Here is a 24,280-nt window from a genome sequence, read left to right as displayed (position 1 = left end):
ACGACCAGGAGGTGGGCGCCATGTATGTCGGACCATCGCAGCATGCGCACGCCTGGCGGGCGTTCTTTACCGGACGCAGCTGGGAGCCGCAGCTGTTTGCCGATCTTGTCGAGCGTGACGAGATCGGCGCTGCGTTCTTCGAGATCGAGACCCAGATCAACGGCCTGTATCGCTCGCTGCAGGTGTCGCAGGCGCTGGCCCAGCGCTTCGGCTTGTCCGTGGACGAAGACCGCCGGGGCGAGGTCGAGCTGAAGGCGCGCTGGCTGTCGCTCAACGCGGAGCGCTTTCGTGAGGCGCTCGGGCCCGCACAGCGGGAACTCGACATCGGCCTCATGCAGTGGATGCGGCGAGCGTCCTGTCTGTCGGTGGTGATCGGCGCCGGCGCGACGATGGACGCGGGTGGACCGTCGTGGGCCGAACTGGTGCGACGCCTGCTGCTGCGAGTGATCGAGCGCGGACGGGAGCAGACGGAGATGCGGCCGCGGCCGGGCGGTACGCGCGAGAACGCCGAGTTCGAGCGTGTGGTCACCGCTGTCGAGCATCTGGCGGCCGGCGAGGACCTGCGCGCACGTGCCGTACTGGCATCGATCGAGGCGGGCCAGGCCGATACCGAGGCGCTGATGGAGGGGGCGCAGATCTGCTACGACTTTCTCGGCCAGCACCTGTTTACCGATCTTACGGACATCCTCTACGAGAACGATCGCCGGCCAGGGCCGATCCATCGTGCGATTGCCGAACTCGCGCCGGCAGTCAATGTGCCCGATCGTGGCGGGTTGCTGCCAGGCTGGGACGCGATCATCACCTACAACTTCGACGACCTGATGGGCGAGGCGCTCGATGAGGCCGGACTCGCGCGTGCGGCCTACGCAATGCGCGGAGATGAGCTCGCTGGCGACCCGAACACGCTGGCGCGAGAGCAGGGCCAGCACGCCTTGCATCAGGGCATCTACCATGTGCACGGCTACACGCCGCGGAGGCTTTTCCTGATCACCCATGTGCGCTTCGTGTTTTCCACCAGCCAGTACGAGTGCACGTATGGCGGCAGCCGCGCCGGTATCGTCGGCGAGGTGTTCGCACGCTGGCTCGCCAACCCCGTGCATCATGCGCTGTACGTCGGGTGCTCGTTTGTGGACGAGGAGATGAACCGGCTGCTGCGCGATGCCGCGAAGGTCTTGCCCGGGCGTTACCACTACGCGCTACTGAAGTGGCCAGGGTCCTGTCGCCATTCCGAGGCGAGCGCGATGGAGCTTGCGCTGGCCTCGGCGCCCTATCTCTCGATGGGGGTGCGCCCGCTCTGGTTTGACGATTTTGGCGAGATTGCGGGCCTGATTCGCCGGCTGGCCTGAGCGTGGTGTGGCCGCTCGTGGTCTAGCCGCTGTTGGCCACGCGCACCGGCACCTGCCGGCATTCGCTGGCGATGGGTTTGTGGCTGCGGCCATCGAGCAGCACGCTCTTCCACGGCAGGTCGATCCACACCAGGCCACTGGCGGGGTCCTCGAAGCGTGGCAGGCCGGAGTGCGACAGGTCGCGCTCGAGCAGGTACTGATTGCCGTTCCAGCCGAGCTGGATGCGGTTGTTGATGCGCTCCTGCATGTCGCGCCGAACCTGCACGCGCACGCCGTGCTCGCAGCCGTAGTCGCCACTGGCAAGCGCGAAGTCGAGCTGTCCGTTGCGGTGCGCCGGGCCCGCGTCCGGCAGTTGGGCGACCGGGGATGGGCGCACGGAGCTGAAGCAGGCCGACAGCAGGAGAGGTAGGGTAGCGATGGCGATCGTGGACAGGCGGATCATGAGAAAAACTCTGAATGAAACGGTGCAAGTGATTGTAGATCAACAATAAAACGCATTGTTCACCGTTACAGCTCAGTCCTGTGCGTGTCTGCACGCGGCGTATGTGTCGCTTACACGCGCAGTAGCACGGTTTTCAGCGGCGGCTTGTCGTCAAGGCTGGGGAAGTCGTCTTCGGGGGTGATCCATTCGGCCTCGCGCAGCGGCCTGCCGGCCTTGCGCGCACTGCGTTCGAGCTGGTCGAGCCAGGCCTCGCGCTCGACCTGAGCGACGTTGTTGCAGCACACCAGGGTGCCGCCTTCGGCTGTGGCGAGCAGGGCGGGCTTGAACAGGGCGGCGTAGTCGTTGATGAGGTCGACGACGCCGAACGGGCTCTTGGCGTAGCGCGGCGGGTCGACGAAGACGATGTCGAAGCGGTGCGGTTCGAGGGCGGGGAACGGCGGCAGGTGCTTGCCGCGCACCATCCGGGGCTGGCCGATGCCGGCGTACTGGCGCAGGGCGGCGAAGGCGTCGCACTTGATGAAGCGCGGGCGAGTTGCCAGCGTGTTGAGGCGGGCGTTGTCCTTGCCGACGGCAAGGCTGGATTCGGCGAAATCCACGTTGATCACATGGCGTGCGCCGGCCTTGGCGGCGGCGATGCCGATCCCGCAGGTGTAGGCGAACATGTTGAGCAAGGACTTGCCCGGCGCTTCCTGCATGATGCGCCGGCGTGCGGCGCGCAGGTCGAGGAACAGCCAGGGGTCCTGGCCGGCGTGGCGGGCCTGGAAGCGGTAGCGCACGCCGAGTTCGGAGAACTCGCAGGGTGTTTCGGCGACCGCCTGCTGTTCGGGCGGCAGCGGGTTGGCAATGCGCGAATGCTTGCCGCTGCGATCGTTCCAGATCAGCGGCAGGCCGGGCAGGGCGGTGGCGTAGAAGGCCTGCAGTTCGGCGAGGCTGTCGAGGCTGAGCGGGTGGTGAAAGGTCTGCACCAGCAGCATCGGCCCGTAGCGGTCGACGGTGAGACCGGGCTCGCCTTCGACCGTGCCGTGGAACAGGCGGTAGGCGTCGGTGTGTTCGGCGGCGAGGCGCTCGATCAGGGGCGCGCGGGCGGCGAGCGCGGTGGCGAGCAGGTCGGTGAGGGTCGAGGACATGGGGCGCTCCGGCGCTGGGCGCGCCAGTATGCCCCAGGGCGAGGCTTCAGCGATCGACTTCGAACTCGAACAGACCGGTGATCTCGGGCAGTTGCAGGCGCAGGCGCCAGCGCCCGGGTTCGGGCAGGGCCGCCTTGGCGACATAGCTGCCGGGGCCGGCGAGCGTGTGCTGCAGCGGGATGGGCGCGCGGTCGTGGTCGGGCATGTCGAGGCTGAGGTCGAACGCCAGCGTGGCGGGTGCAGGCTGAGCAGTGGGGCCGATGAGGTCGAAGCTGAAGCTCACCTGACGCTCGGCGTCGAGCGTCATGCGGCCGCGCACTTCCCAGATGTTCGCCGTGCCGTGGAACACCAGTCCGCCGCGCTCGGCGCCGGGCGCCGGGGGGATCGGCCCCACGGCGTTGAGGCGGGCTTCGTCGCGCACCGTGAACACCATGGCGACGAAGGCCACGATCAGCAGCAGGAAAAGCCCGCCGACAATGAGCGCAACCAGGCGCGCCTGGCGCGCTGCGGGTGCGCCCGCGCTGCGGGAGGAGGGTGTCGAGGATGAGGCCATGCCGGGCTTCCTGGTCTGGGACGAGGCCCGTAGTGTGCCGCAAGCAGCGCTGCGGGTGCTACGACCCTGGGCGCAGGCCTGCGCCGAGGCGGTCGATCATGGCGCGCAGGGCGCGGATCTGGACGCCGTTACGCGTCGCGTAGTGCTCGTCGGTGTAGCCCCACCAGTCCCAGCAGCCGTTCGGGTTACGCCAGGGGATGGACACTGCCTGCGGGAACAGCACGACCAGGCGGTTGGCGTCGGCCCAGCGGTCGTAGCCGGTGTTCTTCACGAAGGTGGTGCCGTTATAGAGCCCGCCGCCCGGCGGGCGCTTGAGAGGCAGGTAACTCTGGCCCTGCTTGCAGCCGTGCAGTGCGATGTGGAGGCGGCAGCGCTCGCCCGCTTCGCACACCTCGGGGACATACACCCAGCCTGTCTTGTCCATGCCCGAGCCCCACAGGAAGTCGAACAGGCCGCCCTTGGGCACATAGCCACTTTGGTCGAACTCGACGAAACGGCCGGCCGCCGGCGTGCCCGCCGGGGCGGGCGGGACAGCGTCGGGATAGATCCAGCCGAGGATTGCGCCTGCGGCGTCGAAATCGCACTTGCCGATATAGGGTTCATCGGTGGCCGCGCAGGCGGCGCCGAAGTCGATGGTGGGCATCGTGTGCCCCGCGCCGTCCAGGGCGATGGCTTTCAGGCTGTCCGGCGGCAGGCCGAAGGCGCCGTAGTAGTCGTGCAGCTGGCGTGCGATCGGTGTGGGTACCAGCCGGTCTTCGCCGCCGACGACCGTGGCAACGCGTTGGCGGGCGATGTTGGCAGGGTCGTCGATCAAGCCCTTTGCGAAGAAGCCCTGGGTGGCCGTCACCAGCGCCTGAACGGCCGCGCTGTGCTCGGTGACCTTGCAGCCGAGCATCGGTTCGCCGGTGCATGAGCACAGCGTGGTGGCGGTGATGACGTCGTTCTGGGCGCAGTAGTACGGGCCCCCGGCGACGATGCCTGCGCCCTTGATGATCGACGAGTGCGCGACCTGCAACTGCGCAGACATGAAGCCGCCGGAGGAGATGCCCGACACCGAGGTCTCGCGGATGTCGATGTTGAGCGCGGGAAGTGGCCCGGGAGGCGAGGCCGCTGCGGGGGTGGAGAGAACTGTGGCGAGGGCGAGCAGGCCGGATGCGAGCGCTTTCGATAGCGATGTCATGACGGATCTCCCGTTGTTGGCGGCCGGGCGGGAAACACCACGGCTGCGAATCGATGACAGTGGCAAGAACTGTGCCGAATGGTGCGCTGCGCAACACGATTTGCCAAGTGAAATGATCCAATGCAGGCGCGGGTGCGTCGACAGGGCGTGCAAGCCGGCGCCGATTCGCTAGACTGTCGGGTATTACCTTTACACGCCTGAACGGGACGCACCATGAGCGCACGGCGGCTGATCGCGCTGATTTCGCAGAAAGGAGGCTCAGGCAAGACTACGGTCAGCCTGCAACTGGCGGCAGGCCTCGGCTTGCAGGGCTACCGGGTCGCGCTTGCCGACCTCGACCCACAGGAGAGCGCATCGCGCTGGGCGGAGCTTGCCCCGGCGGACGCGCCGATTGCGAGCGAGGTGCTGCAGCTCAAGGGCTCTGCTGTCGACATGGCCGAGGCCCTGCGTCCGGTGGCGAGGCGGGTCGATGTGGTCGTGATGGATTGCCCGCCGTCGATCGAACACCCGCATACCATGAGTGCGCTGGAGCTATGTGATGTGGCCCTGGTGCCGGTGGTGCCAAGCCCGACCGATCTGTGGGCAACGCGCGGCATCGAACGCCTGATCCTCGATCGCCAGCGCAGCCGCCCTGCCCTCTGCGGCGTGCTGCTGCCCAACCGCGTCATGCGTACGGCGCTCGCCGGCGATGTGCTCGAGGTGTTGCAGGATTTCAAGCTGCCGGTGCTGGACGCAGCCTTGTCGCAGCGTAGTGCGTATGCCTTGAGTGCGGTGCGCGGTACCTCCGTCTATGGCTTGGGCCGTGCCGCAGCGGCGGCACAGGAAGAAGTCGATCGATTGGTCTCGGCCGTCGTCCGGCTGATCGAGGGGTGAGCATGACTGCAGCGACGACGCGTAAACGACGTGCGAGCGCCGGCCCGGCGAAGGTGCCGGTGCAGCCTGCGGCCAGCGAGGTGACCAGCGGGGTGGCCGGCGAGATGGACGACGGTATCGACACGCTGGGAGCGCAGGAGGCCGAGCGCAAGGATCGCCACGAGAAAGTGGAGCGCGACTCCTTTTCGATGCCGGCGAGCGAGCACCGCCGCATCAAGGCCTTGCGCGAGGCGCTGGGCAAGGCCGGCGTGCTGGTGAGCAAGTCGGAGATCCTGCGCGCGGGGCTCGCCCTGCTGGCCGAGCGCGACACCGCGGGTGTCGCGCAGGTGATCGCCGCGCTGCCCAAGGTCGCCAAGGGCAAGCGCAGCAAGAAGCACTGACCCTGCGCTCGGCGCCGCTCAGCGCTTTTTCTTGTTGGTCTTGCGTTTGGCGGTGGCTTCCTTGCGTCCGCCGGCCTTCTTGGGGGCGGGCTTCTTGGCCGCGGTCTTCTTGCGCTTGGACTCATCCTTCTTCTTCTCTGCAGCCTTGGCCTTCTTGCCGGTGCCGAGCGGCGCCAGTGCGCGCAGCAGTGCCCTTACCGCGTCCGTACCCTGAGCGGCGAGGGCGCCGATCGCGGCGCGGACGAGCTCAGACTTGCCGGGCCGCTTGCCGCTGTCGGCCAGGTCTGCGCGCAGCACCTTGAGGCGCTTGCAGTCGTTCTCGCCGATCACGAAGGTTTCGCGTTGCGGCTTGTCGGCTGCGACCGGCTCAGCGGGCGTCTGTGCGCTGGCAGCCGGTGCTGCGGGGGGCTCTGCATCGGCCGCCGCAGTGGCAACCGGCGTACTGTTGGCGGCGGTGGTGTCGGCAGTGCCGGTCTGAGCTCCCGCAGGTGCTGCGACCGGCTCCGGCGCAGCGGTGGAACCGGCTTCCTGCACTTCGGCTACAGGTGGCTGCGCGGTCGCGGCCGCTTCTGTCTGGGCCGGCTCGGGCAGGCGCTTCTCGAGCGCGGAGTCTTCATGCTGGAGGGCGGCACGCAATGCGTTCTGGGTCTTGGTGTTCATGTCGTCGGCTTTCCTTGTAAAGGTAATACTTTATTATTTTGTCTCGATCGACGCCACTCGGCAATGGGATGCATCCCTTTGCGTGGGGTTCGAGCGTGGCCTTGCAACGGGCGGGATGTTGCAGCGCCGCGTTGATGCTATCTTCCGCCCTTTGGACATGGGCACCGGGCAGGCCGGTTGCCGCCATCGACATCTTCAGATCCCAGGAAGCGACCATGCTGCAGAAACTCCCCGCCTTCGCCGGCGTCAAGGGCCCCGTTGTCGTGATTGTCATGGATGGCTATGGCATCCCCAGGCACGATGTGGGCAGTGCGATCGATGCCGCGCGCAAGCCGACGCTCGACCGCCTGTTCGCCGAGTATCCGAACATCACCCTGCGTGCGCACGGTACGGCGGTCGGCATGCCGTCGGACGAGGACATGGGTAACTCCGAGGTGGGCCACAACGCCATTGGTGCCGGCCAAGTGTATTCCCAAGGGGCGGCGCTGGTCGCCAACGCGATCGCCAGCGGCGCGATCTGGGAAGGCAAGGCGTGGCAGGAGGTGGTGGCCGCAGCCAGGGCAGGCACTGCGGGCAAGGCGGGCGTGCTGCATTTCATCGGCCTGTTCTCGGATGGCAATGTGCACAGCCACATCGACCACCTGCGGGCGATGGTGGTGCAGGCTAAGGCCGATGGCGTGCGCACGGTGCGCATCCACGCCCTGCTCGACGGCCGCGACGTGCCCGAAACCAGCGCGCTGGACTACGTCGAACCCTTCGAGGCCTTCCTGGCCGGGATCAGCAGCGACGGCTTCGACGCCCGTATCGCCTCGGGCGGCGGCCGCCAGTACATCACCATGGACCGCTACGACGCCAACTGGCCGATGGTCGAGCGCGGCTGGCGGACCCACGTGCTGGGCGAAGGGCCGAAGTTCGCCAGTGCGGCCGAGGCGGTCAAGGCCTTGCGCGACAAGCACCCCGGCACCATCGACCAGGACCTGCCCGAGTTTGTCATCGCCGAATTCGACGGTGACGGTTGCGGTCAGCCGATCGGCACCATCGAGGATGGCGATGCCGTGGTCCTGTTCAACTTCCGTGGCGACCGCGCAATCGAGATCACGCGCGCATTCGTCGAGAATGACTTCGACGCCTTTGATCGCGTGCGCGTGCCCAAGGTGACCTACGCCGGCATGCTGCAGTACGACGGCGACCTGCAACTGCCCAAGCGTTTCCTGGTCGCCCCGCCGGCGATCACCGATACCTCCAGCGAGTGGTTCAGCAAGATGGGCCTGGCGCAGTTCGCGTGCTCGGAAACGCAGAAGTTCGGCCACGTCACCTATTTCTGGAACGGCAACCGCTCCGGGCGTTTCGATGGTGAGACCTGGGAGGAGGTGCCGAGCGACGTCGTACCCTTCGAGCAGCGGCCGTGGATGAAGGCGGCCGAGATCACCGATGCCATGATCGCTGCGCTCCAGTCGGGCAAGTATGCGGTGATGCGCTGCAATTACGCTAATGGCGACATGGTCGGCCACACGGGCAATTTCCGCGCCGCGACGATGTCGATCGAGGCGGTCGACCTGGCGCTGGCGCGCCTGCTGCCGGCGATCGACGCTGCCGGCGGGGTGGCGCTGATCACCGCCGACCACGGCAACGCCGACGAGATGTTCGAGCTCGACAAGAAGACCAAGGAGCCGGCGCGCAACGCCGATGGCAGCTACAAGGCCAAGACCGCGCACACCCTCAACCCGGTGCCGCTGATCCTGTACGACAACGTCAGCGGCGGCAGGCTGGGCCTGAAGCAGGCCGATGGCGCCGGTCTGTCGAACATCGCCGCTACCGTGGCCAACCTGCTTGGGCTGGACAAGCACCCGAAGTGGGACGACAGCCTGCTCGTGGTCAAGTGAGCGCCCGGGCTGTGTGCGCTGTGCGCACCTGAGCGAGGAGCACAGCGCATCGGATCCGGTCGCAGCGCATGGGGCGGCGGGGCAAGCGCTGCCCCATGCGCGTCAGGCGGATCAGAACGCGTTGAACGGGTAGTCGATGAAGACCCGCACTTCGCGGCCGCTGACGTTGTAGTCGGCGGCATCGCTCGACACGCGCAGCGCCGAGGTGCGCAGGCGGATGTTCAGGTCCTTGGCGGCGCCGTTCTGCACGGTGTACGAGATCTGGTTGAAGAACTCGTGTTCCTTGCCGCGGGTGGTGACGTCGGTGTCGATGTCGCTGCCACGCACGTAGGCGACGCGGTACTTGAGGCCGGGCATGCCGTACTGGCCGAAATCGACCGCGTAGGCGAGTTGCCAGGATTTTTCATCCTTGCCGTTGAAGTCCGACCAGTAGGAGTTCGCCAGCCAGATCGAGGCCCCGCCGTTACCGGTGCCGCCGGCCTTCTGGTACCAGCCGTAGTCGAAACCGACGTCGCCGCTGCTGCGCTGGTAGGCGAGCGTGAAGGCGTGTGGGCCGGTCTCGTAGGTTGCGGCCAGGCTCCAGATGCGGTTCTTGTCGCCGGACACGTCGTACTTGGTGCGATAGCCGTTGAGATCGAAGCTCAGCGTGTTGCTGGCGATCGGCAGCGCGTAGTTCAGGTTCACGTACTGGCGCTTGAAGCTGTTGTCGCGCACCACGTTGTCGACGTCGGAGAAATACAGCGCCGCGCTCAGCGCGTCGTTGAACTGGTAGCTGCCACCGATCACGTCGATGCCTTTCAGCCCACCGCTGTCGCGGCCTTCATCGCTCTTGCGCGACTGCGCATGGAAGCGGCCGGCGACCAGTTCGAGGCCGTCGATCTCGCTCGAGGTGAGCAGGGTGCCGGTGTAGCTCTCCGGCAGGAGGCGCGAGTCGTCGTGGTTCAGCACCGGCAGCGAGGGGCGCAGGTCGCCGTAGGCCAGCACGGTGTTGGAAACGCGCACCTTCAGCGACGCACCGCCCTTGGCCAGGTCGCTTGCGGGCTTGCCCGTGCTGTCTTCCTGCTTGAAGAAGTCGATGCCACCCGCGCCGGCGCGGCGACGGGTGCTGTCCAGGCGCAGGCCGTAGGCCGCGAAGGCATCCACGCCAACGCCCACGGTGCCCTGGGTGAAACCCGACTCGAAGTTGGCGACGATGCCCTGCCCCCATTCGCGCTTGTCCCGGTGCAATAGCGTCGGGAGGTTGGCTGTTGGCGTCAAGGACCCGCCTCGCGACCGAGCATTGCCAGCTTGCGCTCGCTGCCCCAGCGGTATTCGCCGGTTTCGCCGCTGTCGCGGATGACGCGATGGCAGGGGACCAGGTAGCCGATGGTGTTGGCCGCCAGCGCCGTGCCGACTGCGCGTGCGGCGCGTGGCATGCCGATTTCGTGTGCGAGCTGCCCGTAGGACAGGATGTGGCCGGGTTCGATGCGGATGAGCGCTTCCCAGACCTTGATCTGGAAGTTCGTGCCGCGCAGCACCACATGCACGCGGCCGCGGCTTGGCGCCTGTGGGAAGATCTCGTGCATCAGGCGCCTGGCGGCCTCGTCGTCTCTGTGCAGGCTGGCGGCCGGCCATTGGGCCCGCAGTCCGGCAAGCAGGGCTGCGTCGTCGGTCGTGCGGAAGGCGAAGTGGCATACGCCGCGTGGTGTCCACGCCACCAGCGCGGCGCCGAAGGGCGTAGGGGCGATGCCGTGGCCGATGTCGATACCGCGTGCGGCGGTCTTGATCTCGCCCGGAGTCATGGCCTCGCAGCTCACCATCAGGTCGTGCAGCCGGCTCGGACTGCCCAGCCCGGCCTCGGCGCTGACGGACAGGATATCCAGCGCTTGGCGCAGGCGTGTGCGTGCGTATTCCTTGGTGAGGTGCTGCAGGAAGCGTTTGGGCGAGATGCCTGCCCATTCGGTGAACACGCGTTGCAGGTGCGCGGGGCTGAGATGTACGGCGGCGGCGACTTCGTCCAGCCCGGGCTGATCGCTGACGCGGGCGCGGAGGTAGGCGATCGCCCGCGCCACGGTGTCGTAATGGCGTGCGTGGTGGTCGAGTGCATCCATGGTGTCCTCCCGGTGGGTGGCGGCCAGGCGCGCAGCGCGCCTGGCCCGGCTGGCCCCGAGTATGGCGACGCGCCTGGCAGGTGCAACCCGATTCTTGCGGAGCGGACACCGGCAGGCCGGGAGCGTGTGCGGCGCTCAGGCCCCCCACAGCGCATCGCCACCCGCATCGCGATAGCTGAGATAGGCGCGCAGGTCGAACTCGTGCTGGTGGTAGTCGGGCTCCATGTGCTGGCAGAGCTGGTAGAAGGCCTTGTCGTGCTCGCGCACGCGCAGGTGGGCCAGCTCATGGACCACGATCATGCGCAGGAAGGCCTCCGGTGTGGCGCGGAACAGCGTGGCCACGCCGATCTCGCGCTTGGCCTGCAGGCGCGCACCCTGCACGCGCGAGATGGCGGTGTGGGTGCCGAGCGCGCCGTGGATGACGTGCAGGCTGTTGTCGAAGCGCACCTTGCCGAGCGGTGGCGCGCTGCGCAGGTGCTCGGCCTTGAGCGCCTGCACGTAGTCGTAGAGCGCATTGTCCGAGCGCACGGTGTGGGCGTCGGGGTAGCGCTTGCGCATGGCGTCGGCGAAGCGCCCCTGCTCGATCAGGGTCGTCACCTGATGCACGAGTGCGGGCGGGTAGCCGGCGAGGTAGGCGGGTGCGCGGCGGTTGCTCATCGTGCCTGCAGGGTGTCGAAGCCGATATAGTCGGCGACGAAGCGCGCCTTGCCCTCGCGCAGGAAGTGCTCGTAATCCCAGTCGTCTGGCGCCAGCCGGTGCGCGAAGCAAGGGCGAAAGACGTAGGTCCACGCCCGCAGGCGAGATCCGTCGGCCATCTCGACCTCGACGATGCGGCGCTCGTACTCCTCGCCCTCGAAGCCGTCCAGGCGCGGCCATGCTGAGTCCGGGAGCTCGAGGTAGAGCACGCCCTGTACGCAGTGATCGGCGTTCGGCTCCACACCGGGGTACGTCGCGCCGACCACCGCACGGCGGCGGTAACCGTGCAGTGTGGCGGGACGTCGAGTGCTGCGGGTGCCGCAGACGGCGGTCATGATGTCGTCGCACATCAGCGAGCCGTAGGCAAAGCAGGCGCTGGAGGCCTGGTGATCGGTGTCGGTGCGGTTCATGGTTGGATGAGCACTGAAATGAGGCGGGTCGGGTGGGGGCGCTGCCGCGCAGGCGGGCGCGCTGTCATCGAAGCAAATCCGGTGCCTGCATGCGCAGGTGTGCGGATCGAGACGCGCATTTCGCATGCGGCGATCTTCCCGGCCAGCCTAGAACGGTACCGGACTTTCGAACTGCAGTGGTACCCGGGTGCGCGGATGGATGAAGGCGATGCGGGTGGCGTGCAGGTGCATGCGCACGAAGTGTGCGACGCTGGCGGGCGGCGCGTAGAGCGGATCGCCCAGGATGGGGTGGCCGAGGGCGAGCAGATGGACGCGCAACTGGTGGGCGCGGCCGGTCACCGGCTTGAGCGCCACGCGCGTGCATGCCTCGGCGCCCTCCCCCATGCGTGCGAGCACCCGGTAGCGGGTAAGCGCGCGCCGACCGTGCAGGTGGTCGACGATCTGGCGCGGACGGTTGGCGGCGTCCTCGCCGAGCCGTAGGTCGATCTCGCCCTCATCCAGTGCGAGGTGCCCGTGCACCACCGCCACGTACTGCTTGCCCACGGTACGTTGCTCGAAGGCGAGGCTCATCCGGCGCAGCATTTCCAGTCCGCGTGCAAACAGCACCAGCCCCGAGGTGGGGGCATCCAGGCGATGCACGATCAGCGCGTCCGCGTGAAGTGCCTGGATGCGGGCGGCCAGGCAGTCCTGGCGGTCCGCGCCACGGGCGGGGACGGAGAGCAGGCCGGCAGGTTTGTCGACAACGAGGAGGTCATCGTCGAGGTGGAGGACGGTGGGCATGGCGATCGGGCTCATCGCAGAACGGGGGATTGCATGGTGAAGCAGGCGGCCCGGCGCGGAAAGCTCGCGGCTGGCGCCCCTCCCATGGGCGAGGCACGCCGCGGCCTGCTGTAGGAGCGGCGCAAGCCGCGAGCTTCCGAAGGCGTTCGCGCACTTCTCCTGCAAACTCAGGATCACTCTCGTGCGATGGTCCCGGGGAGCGCTCCAGGATCGCTGCGCGATGATCGGAAACCGGCATCAACTCAGTATCCCGAGCGCCTCCAACCCCCGCCGCAGCTCGTGTTCGAGCGCCTGGAATCCCGGAAGTAGGCGAAGCCTCTGCAGTGAAACGGACTCCCCGAGAGCGTTGAGCATGGGCGAGGCGCCCTGCCGCCGCTTCCTTGATGTTGGATTCGTTTTCAGGAACGCATCGTCCAGCGCTTTCTTGGGATCCAGGATGGCTTCCACGCCCGCGGCGTTGTGCGGCAAGCCGAGCGCATCATCGGATAGCAGCGTGCCAAACACCCGGCGAATCGCGTCGCCGTCTGCAAGTGCCCATGACTCCGTTTCGCGTATTGGGACCACCGCGACCCCCACACCATCATTTGGAAGCTCCTGGGCGAGCCTGTCGATGGCGGGCTGGGCGCAGGTTGCGCGGGCGCGTTCCGCACTACCCGCGCCGTCGGTATGAATGAACACGATGCGCCAGGCGCCCCGTGCTTCGCGGGCCGCTTCGACGATGCGCTCGTCGCGTGAGCCGCCCTTGATTCGTGCGGGATCGTCCAGGGAGACGACCTCCTCGCCGAACTCCACCGACTGGTTTGCCTCGTTCAGGCAGATGTCTTCACATAGCCGCAGCAACAAGGGGCGCAGGAAGTAGTAGTCGGTGGGGCCCTCGGCATAGAGCGCCAGTCCGAGGTAATGCATCCTCAGCCCTCCGCCGCTACGGTATCGAGTACTTTGCGAACCTCGAGGTCGGAGACGATGCCTTGTGGATTCGCATCATCCCCAAACAGCGAGGCCTGTGGTTTGGAGTGAACCGGTCGAAGGCGCGTCTTTCGGCGTTGCTCCTTGCGTTCGGGGTCGGTCACCACGGCCGTGTCGGCGAACAGCACCGCGCCATCGACGGGGCGCAGATTCGCGTCGATCAGGGCAGACAGGACCACCGGAGAATGGCTGTTGAGCAGCAACTGGCTGAGTGGCGGGCCTCCCTCGTCGGCATCGTACTGGGCTGGATCGGTGACGATGTCCCTCAGTTGCTGAACGAGCTGCTTGATGCGCCCGGGATGCACGCCGTTTTCCGGTTCCTCGAAGCAGATCAGGCCTCGATGGCGCGGATCGTGTAGCAGGGTCAGCAGGGCGAGGATGCGCAGCGTGCCGTCCGAAATGACACGCGAGGTGAATGGCAGGCCGTCGCGCATCGTCAGTTCGATCCGGTATTCGCGGCTCGCCTCGTGCAGCTTGGCGTCGAGATGGGCAATCCCCGGGATCAGGTGGTTGAGCTCTGCGGCGATGTCGCTCAGCACCCCATCTGGTTTCTCGGCGCTTGCGGTTTCGGCCTTGAGTTGAGTCAGCACCGCGGCAAGGTTCGAGCCATCCGCATCCAGCATGTCCGATGCCGTCGCCGGGACTGGACGCCGCAGCAGTGCGGGGTCGAGCTGCAACAGGCGCCAGTGGCGCATTTCCTCTCGCAAAGCGAAAAGATGCGGAAACTCGGCATTGGTCACGCTGTACAACACGGTTGCTTCGGCCGCGCTCGCGGGCCGATTGCGCCCTTGCTTGCCGTCCTGATGGATGCTGAAAGCCAGCCCCTCGTCCGTTTCGTCTGTCGTGAGCCACGGCTTCAGGCGTGTGTACTTCAGATAAGCCGCACGAAAATCCCTCGTCGGATTTACCGCCCTGGCCCAGCGGTCGTCCTTGCGCATGATGGGTGTCACGCGCTCCTGCGCCACCTGAATCCGCTCGATCCCGGGCTTGGTCTGACGGCGCTCCAGTGTCACCTCATAGCGGAGCCGCGTGTGTGTGATCTTGACCTCGCTACCCCATGGGTCCCGCACTAGCGGGTCGACGAGCACCTCGGCGGCCATGCGGATCTGGGTGCTGCGGCCAGAAGGCGTCAGGCGGAACAGTTCGAGCGGTTCGCCGCGCATGTCCTTGACGGCCTCGGCGACGTCACGCGTGGCGAGCAGCGAGAGCAGCCGAATCGCGTCGAACAGGTTGCTCTTGCCTGCGGCATTGCTGCCCAGTACGACGGTGAAGGGCAGAAGGTCGATGGCGAGGTTCTCGAAGGTCTTGAAGCCGTCGATCTCGAGGCGGGTCAGCATGGTGCGGTCCTTCTCGGCGTGGATCTTGATCCGGGTGCTCGGGTGGGTCTTGTTGCGGCTTGTCGCCCGGATCGTAGCAAGGGCGGAGGAAAATCAACCATCAAGTGGCTGAAAATCATCCATCGGCCGGATGATTTTCAGCGCCCTTTCAAGCCAGCCGAAGCTGATGTACTCCTGCTCCAGGCGCAGCAACGGGCGGATGCGATGCTCGCGCAGGTCCTCGTACAGGCTGCGTTCCTCGGTGGTGAGGCGGGAGACGTCGGCCGTGCGCGGGCTGTCTTCCCAGCCCCACATGGGTTCGTGTGCAAGCAGCGCGGCGCGGTCCATCAGCAGGGATTCGACGTGGGCGAAGCGAGCGCGCAACTGGGCGAGGATGGCGAAGCCGTTGGTGTCGATGTCGCCCCAGTAGTGGATCGGGCAGTGTTGCAGCCAGGCGGCGCGCGCGAGCGCTTCCCAGCCGTAGCCGGCGCCGAAGATCACAATGGCCTTGTCGACGCGGGGAAAGGCGAGGAAGTTGGTTTCGTTTTCGGTGATGAAGACGCGCGCCACGTCGAGTTGCAGGCGAGCGAAGCTGTCCGCGTCGAGGGCGAGGTCGGGGCAGGGCGCGCCGGGCAGCAGGTGCAGCGCCGGGTCGAGCACGCGCAAGCGCAGCAGCGCGGGCTTGTCGAGGAAGCCGTAGCGCGCGGCGAACTGCTGCGCGCCGGTGCGCGTCGGGTCGATCGCGGCCTCGGGCAGGGCAAGGTCGAGCAGTTCGGCGAGTACCCCGCGCTGGGATTCGATGAACTTGGTGTGGATGCCGGGCAGGTCGACTTGGCGCAGATACCCGCCCGGCCGCGGGTGGGCCTGCAGCCAGGCCACCACGTCGAGCAGGCGCGACCATTCGGCGGCGAGCTCGAGCGCGCGCAGCGGGCGCTTTTGCAGCCAGGGCAGCAGCAGGGGCTGGCGTGCGGCGGTCTCGGCGCACAGCGTGCGAAAGCGCGCGTGCTCGGCGCGCTTGCCGACCCAGGCCAGGGCTTCATCCAGGCTGTCGACCCAGGCGCTCGCGGGCAGGCGCTGGTTGCCCTGTACGCGGTGGCGGGTCTCCTGCCATTCGAGGCGCACATGGGGCGTGGCCGAGATCGCCGCGACCCAGGCGCGCACGGCGTCGAAGCGGCGGGTGATGTCGTCCGCGGTGGGTGTCTTCAGGCTGAGGCGCAGCGGGAAGCGGCTCGCGCCGGCGTCCAGCCTCTCGCGCAGCAGCTCGCCGCGCTCCCACAGGCGCATCACCTGCGCCCTCAAGTCGGGCGCCGTGCTCCAGCTCATGATGCCGCCGCGCCGCCGCTCTGCGGCGCGGCCTGGGCGGAGGCCCGCATCTCCGCCTTCTGCGCGCGGTAGTCCTCGATCGACAGGTTCCGCAGCTTGGAGGCGCTGCCGCCCTCGTTATGCACGAAGCCGACGCTGGCAACGAAGGGTTCGATGATGTGGATCTTCTGCAGCGGAGTGACGATCAGCAGCTGCAGGTTGAGTTGCTCGAAGAGGCGCAGACCGTATTGCGCGGATTCGTCCGAGCCGCGGCCGAAGGCTTCGTCGATGACGACGAAGCGGAACGAGCGCGAGCGCACTGCGCCCCACTCCAGGCCGAACTGGTAGGCGAGGCTGGCGGCGAGGATGGTGTAGGCGAGCTTCTCCTTCTGCCCGCCCGACTTGCCGCCCGAATCCGAGTAGTGCTCGTGCTCGCTGTCGTCCTCGCGCCAGCGCTCGCTGGCGGCGAAGAGGAACCAGTTGCGCACGTCGGTGACTTTGGCGGTCCACCGCCGGTCCTGGTCCGAGAGGCCCTCGCGGCCGCGGAAGCGGTCGATGATGCCTTTGACGCGCAGGAAGCGGTCTTCGGAGTACTGCTCGTCGTCGCCCTCGCCCGCCCCGCTGAGCGCGCCCTCGGTGCAGGCGCGCAGCTCCTGCTGGAAGTCGCGGATCTCGGCGTCGGGGCTGGCCTGCGATTCGAGCACGATGTAGCGCCCGGGGTTGTAGTCGATCTCGCCGAGCGACTTGTTGATGTGGGCGATGCGCTCCCTGATGGTCTCGCGCTCGCGCGCGAGCTGGGCGCTGAAGTTGGCGATCTCGTTGATCGTGTTGACGTTGAGCAGCTCCTTGAAGCGCGCGAGGAAGCGCGGCAGGTCGTCGCGATTCAACTGCGTCAGCAGGTTCTCGTACTCGAAGCCCGCCTCCAGGCTGGCGTCGATCTCGGCGGTTTCGAGCGCGAACTGCTGCTTGAACGCCGACATGGCCTTGATGATCTTTTCGGCCAGGCGCGCCAGCCGGCGGTCCTCGGCGTCGATCCGCGTCTGCAGCAGGTCGCGAACCTCCTTCTCGCGGTTGTCGCAGGACTCGACCGTGAGCTGGTGCTCGCCGAGCACCTCGGTGCACAGGGCTTCGAGCGGGGGGACGAGCTCCGCGTCGATCGGTGCGGCGTTGACGAGGGCGAGCGTGGTCGCGCGCAGCGCCTCGGCGTCGGCCTGGCGCTGCTCGACCTTGGCGCGGCGTTCACGTGCGGAGTCGAGTTCGCGTTCGGTATCGCCGCGGATCTGCTGAAGCTCGGTGAGCTGGCGGTTGAGCGTCTGGAGGAGGTCGGAGGCGGCTTCGAGCGCGCGGCGCTCGTCCTCCAGCGTCGCAATCTCGCTGGCGACGCTTTCCCAGTCGAGTTCGTCGAAGGTGATGAACTCTTCCAGACGGATGAGCGCGTCCAGGCGGCCGGCAAGGGCGCGGCGCTTGGCCTCGATGCGGCCGATGTGGCTGCCGACCTCGCCGAGGCGGGCTTCGAGCTGGCGGCGCTGGCCTTCGAGGGCTTCGATCTTGGCCGTGTTGCTCCAGCCCAGCACGTAGCGGCTGCGGTCGGCGATAGCGTGGCGGTCGTCTTTCTCGTGGCGACCGCTGGGATCCTTGATCTGGCCGGCGCGAGTGATCGCGCGCGTCTCGCGGCGGAACTGCTCCTGGGTGGCGCAGCATGCGACGTCGAAGCGGTGGGCGAGCTCGCGTTCGAGCCAGTCGTAGAGCGGGCTGTCGGGCTTGATCGCGAGCTTGCGCACCAGCGAGTCGGGGTGCAGCGCCGCCAGCTCGCCAGTGCGTGGTGGGCGGACGTGGAAATACACCAGGCGGCCGCGCAGGTGGTTGCCGTCCACCCATTCGGCCACGGCCTTGTAGTGCGCGTCGGGCACCAGCAGGGCGAGGCCGAACCCGCGCAGCAGGCGCTCGGCGGCGCCCTCCCAGTCGCGCTCATCCTCGCGCACCTGCAGCAACTCGCCGGCGAAGGGCATAGCGTCCACATCGATGCCGAGCGCGCCGCACAGCGCGGCGCGGATCTGGATCTGGCGGTCGTCGATGTTGCTGCGCCGGCGCTTGAGGCTGTCGATCTCGGCACTCAGCGCGTCGTGCTCGAGCTTGCCCTGGCGCAGGGTGACGGTGTGCTCGGTGAGTGTGTTTTGCAGCTCGGCGTCGTGGTTGCGCGTGTCCTCGCGGCCGGTGGCGAAGTACAGGCGCTGGGTGGCGAAGGCCTCGCTGTCGGCGGCGGCGGGAGTGTCGAGCACTGCGGCGAGCTCGGCGTAGCGGCGCGACTTGGCCAGGCGCGCGTCGCGCACCTGCGCGAGCTTGCGGATCTCGGCAGTGAGACGCTCGAGGCGGTCGCCGCCGTTGGCGTTGATCGCCTGCTTGAGCGCGTCGATGCGCATCGCCTGCTCCTCGCGCAGCCCGTCCAGGCGCTTGATTTGGGCATCGGCGCGTGCCCACTCCTCGGCGGCGAGCGCCAGGCGGTGGTCGAGCAGGGTGAGCTTGCGCGTCGCGAAGTGCGGCTGCAGTGCCTCGCGGCAGCGCCGCAGTGCACCGATGTCGGCTGCAAGCGCGTCGTGGCGGTGGCAGTCCTCCACCAGCGGGGCGAGCAGCGACACCTGGCGCTGGGCCTTGAGCACGGCCTGGTGGGCGCGGTCGAGGTCGTCGAAGTGGCCGATGAGGGCCTGGATGCGCGAGCCGACCTCGAAGGGCTCGAGCATGTGGTGGCGCACGAAGTCGGTGAGATTGCCGACCGACTTCATCGACACGGTCTGATGGAAGAGCTCGAGCGCCTGGTCGTTGTCGATGCCGAAGCGGCGGCGGAACCAGGCCGCGTAGGGCGGGAAGCTGTCCTGCACGTCCGCGCCCGAGCCGCGCAGGCGCCTGCGCAGCTGGGTGATGTCGGGGCCGAAACCGGAGAAATCGTCAGTGATCGACAGCGCATGCTCCGCACCGACATACATGCGTGCTGGCTGGCCCTGGCTATCCTTGAACCAGAATACCTGTGCCAGGCTTACCGTCTGGTCGTAGCCGGCGTTGTGGAACACCCCGAGGATCACCGAGTAGCTGCTGGCATCGCGCAGGCCGAGCGGGCGCGCGGCGCCGGTGACCTCGTTGCGCTCGGATTTGTAGTGGCCGAGCACGTAGGAGCGCAGGCTGCGCTCGCGGGTGTCGGCGCCGGCGGCCTTGTTGTAGGCGATGCGGTGGGCGGGGACCAGCAGGGTGGTGATGGCGTCGACCAGGGTGGATTTGCCCGAGCCGATGTCGCCGGTGAGCAGCCCGTTGCGGCCGTCGAGCTGCAGCGTCCATACGTGGCGGTCGAAGGTGCCCCAGTTGAGCACCTCCAGGCGCTGCAGGCGAAAGCCGGACAGGGTGTCGTCGGCGATGAAGTCGAGGCCGAGGGACAGGGGCTCATTCATCGTCTGCCTCCTTGCTGCTGGCGAGCGCGGCGCGGTAGCTGGCGAGGCGGGTGTCGAAGTCGGCCAGCCATTGCGCGTCGACGAAGGCCTTGAGGATGCGGCGCACCTCAAAACTGGCGGGTGCGCCCGGGCTGGCGCTAGTGGGCTTGAGGCGGGCGAGGAAGCCGAGTTCGACGACCTTGTTGATGTGGGTCTCGATCTGGTCGATGAGGCGCGCTTCGTTGGGTCCCTCGGGCAGGAACACGCGCACCAGCTCGACGATGTCGTCGCGCCCGAGCACCAGGCGGGTGTCGCCGCCGCCAGCGTCGAACTCGGCGAGCTTCTTGCGCAGCAGGGCGAGCAGCAGGCTTACCGGGTAGGACAGCGGCCGGCGCGCCACCAGCCGCGGCAGGCGCGGTACCGGGTCGTCGTCGGCGGGCTCGGGGCGGCCGCGCAGGAAGGCGTAGCCCTCGGCTTCGTCGAGCACCAGTTCGAGGTTGAGGACCGCCACGTACTCGCGCACCCGCGCCTGCAGCTGCAGCAGGCTGGACCACTGGCGCTCGTCGGCTTCGCGGTAGAGCACGCCCTTGAGCAGGCCGATCAGCAGCACCGAGAGGTCGGGCGCCGGGGCGGGGACCGCGGGTTCGGCCGGGGCGGGGGCGAGGTGTTCGTCGTCCATCATTCAGGTATCCATCGTCTTGACGCTCAGCGCATGAAGATCACCCGCGGCAGGCGCGCCCGGCGGGTGACGGTGCTGCCGTCGGCGGCGCTGGCCTGCCATTCGATCGGCTCGGGCGTGGCCTCGTCGACGGTGGTGGTGAAGGCGTCGCTGCCAAGCTGCAGGTAGGCGATCAGCTCGGCCAGGCCTTGCTCCAGCGGCTGCGCCGCAACCAGCGCGGCGAGCGTGACCTGGGCGCGGTCCTGCAGGGCGTGGCGGATGTGGCGGGCGAGGCGCGCCTTGTCCACCGTGACCTGCTCGAAGAGCGCGTGCGGGTCGATGTCTTCGTCACCGGCCTCGATGCGCAGTTCGGCGATCGCCGGTCGGGTGGGCGGGGTGTGCAGCGGGCGCTCCAGCGGCAACTCGATCGCCGCGCCGGGCAGGGTGATCTGCATCGCCGGGCTGGGCGGCGGTGCGGCGCGCAGGGCCAGCGCCTTGCTCTCGATGCCGTGCAGCAGGTCCATGATGCGGCGGTTTTCCAGCCAGGCCTGGTCGTCGAGGAAGCGGCGCAGCTGCTGCGAGAGCTGCGCCACGGTGCGCTGGGTGTGCTCGCCCGCCTCCAGCCAGTCGTAATGCACGCGGCGGGTGCGGGCGTCGGGGTTCAGCTCGGCCACTGCCGGTAGCGCCAGCACCTGGTCGAGCAGGTCGCTGAGTTCTTCCTGGCGCCGGCTTGACAGCAGGAAGTCCCAGAAGGCGCGGAAGCTGCGGCCCTGGTCGGAGTCGGCGATGGCGTCGCGCTCGCCCATGATCTGCTCGAGCAGCGCGCCCTTGCTGCCCTCCCACAGCGCGATGCGCTCGCGCACGCGGCGGTCGAGCTGGCGGAAGTTGTGCTCGACTTCGCGGAAGTCGGCAAGCAGTTCGCGCGCGCCCTGCATGAACTGCTGGAAGCGGTCCTTGATCGCGGTATCGTCGAGCAGTGGGATGTCGCCGGCGAGCACGCGCGCCATCTCGGCATCGATCTCGTCGCGCTTGCGCTGCAGCTCGGCGATGCGCCGCGCGGGGTCGGTCTCGCTGCCCTCGCCCATCTGCTTGAGCAGCGCAAAGAGGGTGAGCAGGCGCGACTCGGTGCCGACGAACTGGCGCTCGCTCAGCTGCGCCAGCCAGGCGAGCGCCTTCTCGGTGGCCGGGGTGAGGTCGAACTGGGCCTCGTCGGTGCCGGGCTTGTAGTACTTGCGCAGCCAGCCCTTGTCGGCCCCGGCCCAGTCGTTGAGGTAGTCGATCGCCGGCTTGGGGAAGGCGTCCTCGCCGCGCGTCAGCCGCAGCGCGTAGAGCTCGTCCTCCAGCGCCTCGGCGAGATCCGCCGCCGGCATGCCGCGCACGTTGGGGGTGACAAAGACCCGATGCAGGAAGCTCGCCACCAGCGCCGCATGGTCCGAGCGCAGCAGCCGCCAGGCGGGGTGGTGGCTGCGCAGGGCGTCGAGGGTGGCGAAGTCGAGGGGCATGGCTCAGGCGCGGTCCTCTCGGGTGTGCCACAGCCGCAGGACGTAGATGACCGAGTCGCGGATCTCGTAGCGCACCTCGTACTGCGCGACCAGGATCCGCCGCACCTCACGGGGCGCGAACTGGAAGAGCTGTTCGCCGATGCGCGGGTTGCTCAGCAGGATGGTCGGGGCCTTGGTCAGCCCCTGTACCGTCTTTGCGGCGGCCTGCCTGTTCACCGGCGCGAGGAACTCATGTAGGCGCACCAGATCGGCAAGCGCCTTGCTGGTCCACTTCAGCTCCATCAGCGTGGCAGCGGCAGCGGCTGGTCAGTGCCCAGGCTGTCAGCCCAGGCCTGCACCGCGAGAGGGTCGACGACGAGACCGGCGTCCACGTCGGCGAGCGCCTCCTGGGTCAGGCGGTCGCGCTCTTCCTCCTGGGCAATCCAGGCGGAGAGCGCTTGCTTCATGATCCAGCCGCGCGAGCGCTCCAGCCTCGCGGCCATCTGATCGACCTTCTCGGCGAGCGGGAGCGGTACGTGGGCGGTGAGCACTTTGGTTGTGGCTTGCGTCATCTGGAGGCCAGTCGGTCGGGAGCGGGTGTCGGGAAGCGGTCCCTACGGAGCCGCTTCGTGTATTCGGGGCGATGCTGAAAAAATCATAGTGATTCAAAGTGAATCAATCAAGGGTGCGGGGTCATGGCCAGGCAAGTTAGCCCACGAGCTTCTCGTCGGGCGGGCGCTTGTGGAAGGGACTCTCTGCCAGTACGGCGAGGAAACGGCCGCGCGGTACTGCCCCTTCCAGGCCAGCACCCTCATATCTGCCGCTTGATCTGCATCGCCAGGGTACCGAAGCCGATGAAGGCGACGCCCATGAGGACCAGCGAGATCGGCCAGCCGAGCGAATCCACGAAGTGTTCGGCGGTGAAGTAGCCGATGAAGCTGAGCATCGCGAGCACCGTGGTCAGGAGCAGCGCGCGACTCTGCAGCCACACGCAGGCGTAGAGCATCGCCGCGGTGACGGCGAAATAGAGCAGCTCGACCGGGGTCTGGCGCAGCAGGTCGAAGAGGCCGCTGTAGGCGAGCGCCGACCCGATCAGGTAGCCGAGGCCGGATAGCCGGAGCTGCCGCCCGTCCTTGTGCAGGCCGTAGGCGGCCGACATGACCGAGGCGCCGGTCAGCAGCGCGGCCCAGTCGGCCGCGGCGGCGATGGCGACGCGGTCGAACAGGCCGGCGTTGAGCCAGCACAGCGCGACCAGGTAGGCAAACTCGGCGAGGCTGCGCTGCGGCGACTTCTCGAGCCCGCTGGCGACCAGCAACAGCGATGCGCCGAGCATGATCGCGCTGAAGCCCGCCGGCACGTCGAGCAGGTCGAGGCCGACCGACAGAAAGGCGTAGACGAAGCACAGGGTGGTGAAGGCGAGCACGCTCAGCGCGTACTGGCGAAACAGCAGGCCCTGATGAATCGCCATCGTGCCGAAGACGGCGAGCGCCGCCAGCCGCCAGTCGTCGCCGCGCGGAAAGACCTCGTCGATGAAGACGAACCAGCCGCTCGTCAGCATGAACGCCGTCGCCAGCGTCAGCGGCAGGACGAGCCCGGGAAACTTCTTCTCGTGCAGCGCCGAGACCAGCACGACCAGCAACGCATAGCCGACGCCGAGGGTGACGACGATCCGCATGACGCTGCCCATGCGATTCCAGAACATGCCGATGTAGGTGCCGATGCCGGCGAGGATGAAGATCGCGCCAAGGTAGATGGAGAGCGTCCGTGCAATCTCGCCGCTGCTGCGTTTGGGGGCCGCGGTCGAGATCAGTGTCGGATCGCGGTATACCGCAGCGACTTCGGCCGGCGTGATGTCATGGGCACGCATCAACTCGGCGATCTTGCCAAGCGCGCTGGTCTTGTCATCGATCGCGCGGCTGCCGAACAGCACCGCGGCGAGCGGCCAGCCCCACCAGCCGCCGGCGAGGACGACCAGCACGATCAGCAACAGGAGCCAGGTCACGGCAGCACCCAGCCGACGAAGCGGACCGTGTTGCCGTAGTGGGCGCCGTCGGTGTTGGGCAGCCGGATGCTGCGCCCGTCCTTGATGAGCTTGGCCTGAACCCGGTAGCGCGAAGAACCGAAGAACAGGCCGTCGAAGACGTTTCCGCGGTAGCTGTCGGCGCCGCTGCGGAACGTGTAGCCGTCCGGCGCCAGGCTCGACGAATCGACCTCGAGTTCGGCGAGGTCGGGGACGTCGATGGGGGTCACGCTCGGGGTCTTCTCCGCCTCGACCGGGTGCCCGCTGTTGGGGGCGAGGCCGGCCGGCAAGGGCAGCGCGATTTCCCTGACCGCGCCGGTTTTCGGGTTGAAGCGCCACAGCCGCGGGGTCTGGTAGGGCTGCGTGTTGCCGACGTAGCTGACCTGCACGCGATCACCGACGACCGCGATCTGGATCGCGTTGTGCGCGTTGTTGTGGAAGTTGTAGTGGGTCGCGTACAGCACCTCGTACTGCGGCGGCGCGACCAGCAGCGCGGGAATGCCCGAGATGGCGAGGAATACCGCGACGAGCAGCAGTGTAGCGGAGGGCATAAATTGGCAGACGCCCCCTTATAGACTCAGCCTTTTTCGATACTTTGCTAAGCAATTATTGGCAGAGTTGCAGGCATAAACTGGCAAACGGGAAAATACGCCGCGATCAGAGATTTCCTGAAGTCAGTTGCATAAGTAAGTCGCTACCTA

At 67.7% G+C, this 24,280-nt stretch carries 24 protein-coding genes; 4 read left to right on the top strand and 20 right to left on the bottom strand.

Annotated features, from left to right (window positions below; translation table 11 throughout):
* Nucleotides 1-20 precede the first annotated feature (20 nt).
* Nucleotides 21-1,346 (top strand): SIR2 family protein, encoded by a 1,326-nt coding sequence (locus tag LQF09_RS00610; protein ID WP_270068891.1) that lies wholly within the window; start codon nt 21-23, stop codon nt 1,344-1,346.
* A gap of 22 nt (nt 1,347-1,368) precedes the next feature.
* Here the strand turns inward: LQF09_RS00610 and LQF09_RS00605 are convergent, their stop codons facing one another.
* The 4 genes from LQF09_RS00605 to LQF09_RS00590 all read right to left on the bottom strand — a co-directional run bounded on the left by LQF09_RS00605 (nt 1,369) and on the right by LQF09_RS00590 (nt 4,648).
* Nucleotides 1,369-1,788, bottom strand: coding sequence for a hypothetical protein (locus tag LQF09_RS00605; protein ID WP_002926243.1), 420 nt, complete (start codon nt 1,786-1,788; stop codon nt 1,369-1,371).
* Nucleotides 1,789-1,898: 110 nt separating this feature from the next.
* A complete protein-coding gene (locus LQF09_RS00600) occupies nt 1,899-2,915 on the bottom strand; it encodes a class I SAM-dependent rRNA methyltransferase (protein ID WP_270068890.1) in 1,017 nt (338 codons plus the stop codon).
* Between the two features lie 46 nt (nt 2,916-2,961).
* The gene (locus tag LQF09_RS00595; RefSeq protein WP_002926240.1) at nt 2,962-3,468 is read right to left on the bottom strand and encodes a hypothetical protein; all 507 of its coding nucleotides are present in this window, start codon (nt 3,466-3,468) and stop codon (nt 2,962-2,964) included.
* Between the two features lie 58 nt (nt 3,469-3,526).
* A complete protein-coding gene (locus LQF09_RS00590) occupies nt 3,527-4,648 on the bottom strand; it encodes an extracellular catalytic domain type 2 short-chain-length polyhydroxyalkanoate depolymerase (RefSeq protein WP_002926238.1) in 1,122 nt (373 codons plus the stop codon).
* Between the two features lie 213 nt (nt 4,649-4,861).
* Here LQF09_RS00590 and parA point away from each other — a divergent pair, with 213 nt between their 5' ends.
* Both parA and LQF09_RS00580 read left to right on the top strand, forming a co-directional pair.
* Nucleotides 4,862-5,521 (top strand): ParA family partition ATPase, encoded by a 660-nt coding sequence (gene parA, locus LQF09_RS00585; protein WP_002926237.1) that lies wholly within the window; start codon nt 4,862-4,864, stop codon nt 5,519-5,521.
* 2 nt (nt 5,522-5,523) lie between these two features.
* Nucleotides 5,524-5,901: a hypothetical protein gene (locus LQF09_RS00580; RefSeq protein WP_002926235.1), complete on the top strand. Its 378-nt coding sequence runs from the start codon at nt 5,524-5,526 to the stop codon at nt 5,899-5,901.
* 18 nt (nt 5,902-5,919) lie between these two features.
* On the opposite strand, the gene LQF09_RS00575 is transcribed toward LQF09_RS00580, so the two are convergent.
* The gene (locus LQF09_RS00575) at nt 5,920-6,561 is read right to left on the bottom strand and encodes a hypothetical protein (RefSeq protein WP_002926233.1); all 642 of its coding nucleotides are present in this window, start codon (nt 6,559-6,561) and stop codon (nt 5,920-5,922) included.
* Between the two features lie 215 nt (nt 6,562-6,776).
* On the opposite strand from LQF09_RS00575, the gene gpmI reads away from it, so the two are divergent.
* On the top strand, nt 6,777-8,444 hold the full coding sequence (gene gpmI / locus LQF09_RS00570) for a 2,3-bisphosphoglycerate-independent phosphoglycerate mutase (protein ID WP_002926231.1): 1,668 nt from the start codon (nt 6,777-6,779) through the stop codon (nt 8,442-8,444).
* 111 nt (nt 8,445-8,555) lie between these two features.
* Here gpmI and LQF09_RS00565 read toward each other — a convergent pair whose 3' ends face one another.
* From LQF09_RS00565 to LQF09_RS00495, 15 genes are all read right to left on the bottom strand, one after another.
* Nucleotides 8,556-9,701 (bottom strand): OprD family outer membrane porin, encoded by a 1,146-nt coding sequence (locus tag LQF09_RS00565; protein WP_270068889.1) that lies wholly within the window; start codon nt 9,699-9,701, stop codon nt 8,556-8,558.
* Nucleotides 9,698-10,534 (bottom strand): methylated-DNA--[protein]-cysteine S-methyltransferase, encoded by an 837-nt coding sequence (locus LQF09_RS00560; protein ID WP_270068888.1) that lies wholly within the window; start codon nt 10,532-10,534, stop codon nt 9,698-9,700. The genes LQF09_RS00565 and LQF09_RS00560 overlap by 4 nt, the downstream gene beginning before the upstream one ends.
* A 135-nt stretch (nt 10,535-10,669) precedes the next feature.
* Entirely contained in the window at nt 10,670-11,191 is a 522-nt protein-coding gene (locus LQF09_RS00555) for a M48 metallopeptidase family protein (RefSeq protein ID WP_270068887.1), read from the bottom strand.
* Complete coding sequence (locus LQF09_RS00550; RefSeq protein ID WP_270068886.1) at nt 11,188-11,640, bottom strand: gamma-glutamylcyclotransferase family protein; 453 nt, start codon at nt 11,638-11,640, stop codon at nt 11,188-11,190. The genes LQF09_RS00555 and LQF09_RS00550 overlap by 4 nt, the downstream gene beginning before the upstream one ends.
* Nucleotides 11,641-11,787: 147 nt before the next feature.
* Nucleotides 11,788-12,420, bottom strand: coding sequence for an RluA family pseudouridine synthase (locus tag LQF09_RS00545; RefSeq protein WP_270068885.1), 633 nt, complete (start codon nt 12,418-12,420; stop codon nt 11,788-11,790).
* A gap of 237 nt (nt 12,421-12,657) precedes the next feature.
* Nucleotides 12,658-13,326 carry a DUF4276 family protein gene (locus tag LQF09_RS00540; protein WP_270068884.1) on the bottom strand — a complete coding sequence of 223 codons (669 nt, stop codon included), beginning with the start codon at nt 13,324-13,326 and terminating at the stop codon, nt 12,658-12,660.
* A gap of 2 nt (nt 13,327-13,328) precedes the next feature.
* Nucleotides 13,329-14,723, bottom strand: coding sequence for an AAA family ATPase (locus LQF09_RS00535; RefSeq protein WP_270068883.1), 1,395 nt, complete (start codon nt 14,721-14,723; stop codon nt 13,329-13,331).
* A gap of 93 nt (nt 14,724-14,816) precedes the next feature.
* On the bottom strand, nt 14,817-16,025 hold the full coding sequence (locus LQF09_RS00530) for a DUF3322 domain-containing protein (protein ID WP_270068882.1): 1,209 nt from the start codon (nt 16,023-16,025) through the stop codon (nt 14,817-14,819).
* A complete protein-coding gene (locus LQF09_RS00525) occupies nt 16,022-19,441 on the bottom strand; it encodes an ATP-binding protein (RefSeq protein WP_270068881.1) in 3,420 nt (1,139 codons plus the stop codon). The genes LQF09_RS00530 and LQF09_RS00525 overlap by 4 nt, the downstream gene beginning before the upstream one ends.
* Nucleotides 19,434-20,102, bottom strand: a complete 669-nt coding sequence (locus LQF09_RS00520; protein ID WP_270068880.1) for a DUF4194 domain-containing protein — start codon at nt 20,100-20,102, stop codon at nt 19,434-19,436. Before LQF09_RS00520 ends, LQF09_RS00525 begins: the two co-directional genes overlap by 8 nt.
* 23 nt (nt 20,103-20,125) lie before the next feature.
* On the bottom strand, nt 20,126-21,580 hold the full coding sequence (locus LQF09_RS00515; RefSeq protein WP_270068879.1) for a DUF3375 domain-containing protein: 1,455 nt from the start codon (nt 21,578-21,580) through the stop codon (nt 20,126-20,128).
* A gap of 3 nt (nt 21,581-21,583) precedes the next feature.
* Complete coding sequence (locus LQF09_RS00510) at nt 21,584-21,862, bottom strand: type II toxin-antitoxin system RelE/ParE family toxin (protein WP_270068878.1); 279 nt, start codon at nt 21,860-21,862, stop codon at nt 21,584-21,586.
* Complete coding sequence (locus tag LQF09_RS00505) at nt 21,862-22,131, bottom strand: CopG family ribbon-helix-helix protein (protein ID WP_270068877.1); 270 nt, start codon at nt 22,129-22,131, stop codon at nt 21,862-21,864. Before LQF09_RS00505 ends, LQF09_RS00510 begins: the two co-directional genes overlap by 1 nt.
* A 239-nt stretch (nt 22,132-22,370) precedes the next feature.
* Entirely contained in the window at nt 22,371-23,561 is a 1,191-nt protein-coding gene (locus LQF09_RS00500; protein WP_270068876.1) for a hypothetical protein, read from the bottom strand.
* Nucleotides 23,558-24,130: a hypothetical protein gene (locus LQF09_RS00495; protein ID WP_270068875.1), complete on the bottom strand. Its 573-nt coding sequence runs from the start codon at nt 24,128-24,130 to the stop codon at nt 23,558-23,560. Before LQF09_RS00495 ends, LQF09_RS00500 begins: the two co-directional genes overlap by 4 nt.
* Nucleotides 24,131-24,280 lie beyond the last annotated feature (150 nt).

The organism is Thauera sp. WB-2 (assembly GCF_027594845.1).
Taxonomy (GTDB): domain Bacteria; phylum Pseudomonadota; class Gammaproteobacteria; order Burkholderiales; family Rhodocyclaceae; genus Thauera; species Thauera mechernichensis.
Note: the sequence above shows the minus strand (reverse complement) of the source record. Positions and strands in the feature narration are given on the sequence as shown.

Coding starts and splice junctions, on each gene's coding strand:
- LQF09_RS00610 (WP_270068891.1), top strand. CDS start 21: ATGTATGTCGGACCATCGCAGCATGCGCACGCCTGGCGGGCGTTCTTT.
- LQF09_RS00605 (WP_002926243.1), bottom strand. CDS start 1,788: ATGATCCGCCTGTCCACGATCGCCATCGCTACCCTACCTCTCCTGCTG.
- LQF09_RS00600 (WP_270068890.1), bottom strand. CDS start 2,915: ATGTCCTCGACCCTCACCGACCTGCTCGCCACCGCGCTCGCCGCCCGC.
- LQF09_RS00595 (WP_002926240.1), bottom strand. CDS start 3,468: ATGGCCTCATCCTCGACACCCTCCTCCCGCAGCGCGGGCGCACCCGCA.
- LQF09_RS00590 (WP_002926238.1), bottom strand. CDS start 4,648: ATGACATCGCTATCGAAAGCGCTCGCATCCGGCCTGCTCGCCCTCGCC.
- parA (WP_002926237.1), top strand. CDS start 4,862: ATGAGCGCACGGCGGCTGATCGCGCTGATTTCGCAGAAAGGAGGCTCA.
- LQF09_RS00580 (WP_002926235.1), top strand. CDS start 5,524: ATGACTGCAGCGACGACGCGTAAACGACGTGCGAGCGCCGGCCCGGCG.
- LQF09_RS00575 (WP_002926233.1), bottom strand. CDS start 6,561: ATGAACACCAAGACCCAGAACGCATTGCGTGCCGCCCTCCAGCATGAA.
- gpmI (WP_002926231.1), top strand. CDS start 6,777: ATGCTGCAGAAACTCCCCGCCTTCGCCGGCGTCAAGGGCCCCGTTGTC.
- LQF09_RS00560 (WP_270068888.1), bottom strand. CDS start 10,534: ATGGATGCACTCGACCACCACGCACGCCATTACGACACCGTGGCGCGG.
- LQF09_RS00555 (WP_270068887.1), bottom strand. CDS start 11,191: ATGAGCAACCGCCGCGCACCCGCCTACCTCGCCGGCTACCCGCCCGCA.
- LQF09_RS00550 (WP_270068886.1), bottom strand. CDS start 11,640: ATGAACCGCACCGACACCGATCACCAGGCCTCCAGCGCCTGCTTTGCC.
- LQF09_RS00545 (WP_270068885.1), bottom strand. CDS start 12,420: ATGCCCACCGTCCTCCACCTCGACGATGACCTCCTCGTTGTCGACAAA.
- LQF09_RS00540 (WP_270068884.1), bottom strand. CDS start 13,326: ATGCATTACCTCGGACTGGCGCTCTATGCCGAGGGCCCCACCGACTAC.
- LQF09_RS00535 (WP_270068883.1), bottom strand. CDS start 14,723: ATGCTGACCCGCCTCGAGATCGACGGCTTCAAGACCTTCGAGAACCTC.
- LQF09_RS00530 (WP_270068882.1), bottom strand. CDS start 16,025: ATGAGCTGGAGCACGGCGCCCGACTTGAGGGCGCAGGTGATGCGCCTG.
- LQF09_RS00525 (WP_270068881.1), bottom strand. CDS start 19,441: ATGAATGAGCCCCTGTCCCTCGGCCTCGACTTCATCGCCGACGACACC.
- LQF09_RS00520 (WP_270068880.1), bottom strand. CDS start 20,102: ATGATGGACGACGAACACCTCGCCCCCGCCCCGGCCGAACCCGCGGTC.
- LQF09_RS00515 (WP_270068879.1), bottom strand. CDS start 21,580: ATGCCCCTCGACTTCGCCACCCTCGACGCCCTGCGCAGCCACCACCCC.
- LQF09_RS00510 (WP_270068878.1), bottom strand. CDS start 21,862: ATGGAGCTGAAGTGGACCAGCAAGGCGCTTGCCGATCTGGTGCGCCTA.
- LQF09_RS00505 (WP_270068877.1), bottom strand. CDS start 22,131: ATGACGCAAGCCACAACCAAAGTGCTCACCGCCCACGTACCGCTCCCG.
- LQF09_RS00495 (WP_270068875.1), bottom strand. CDS start 24,130: ATGCCCTCCGCTACACTGCTGCTCGTCGCGGTATTCCTCGCCATCTCG.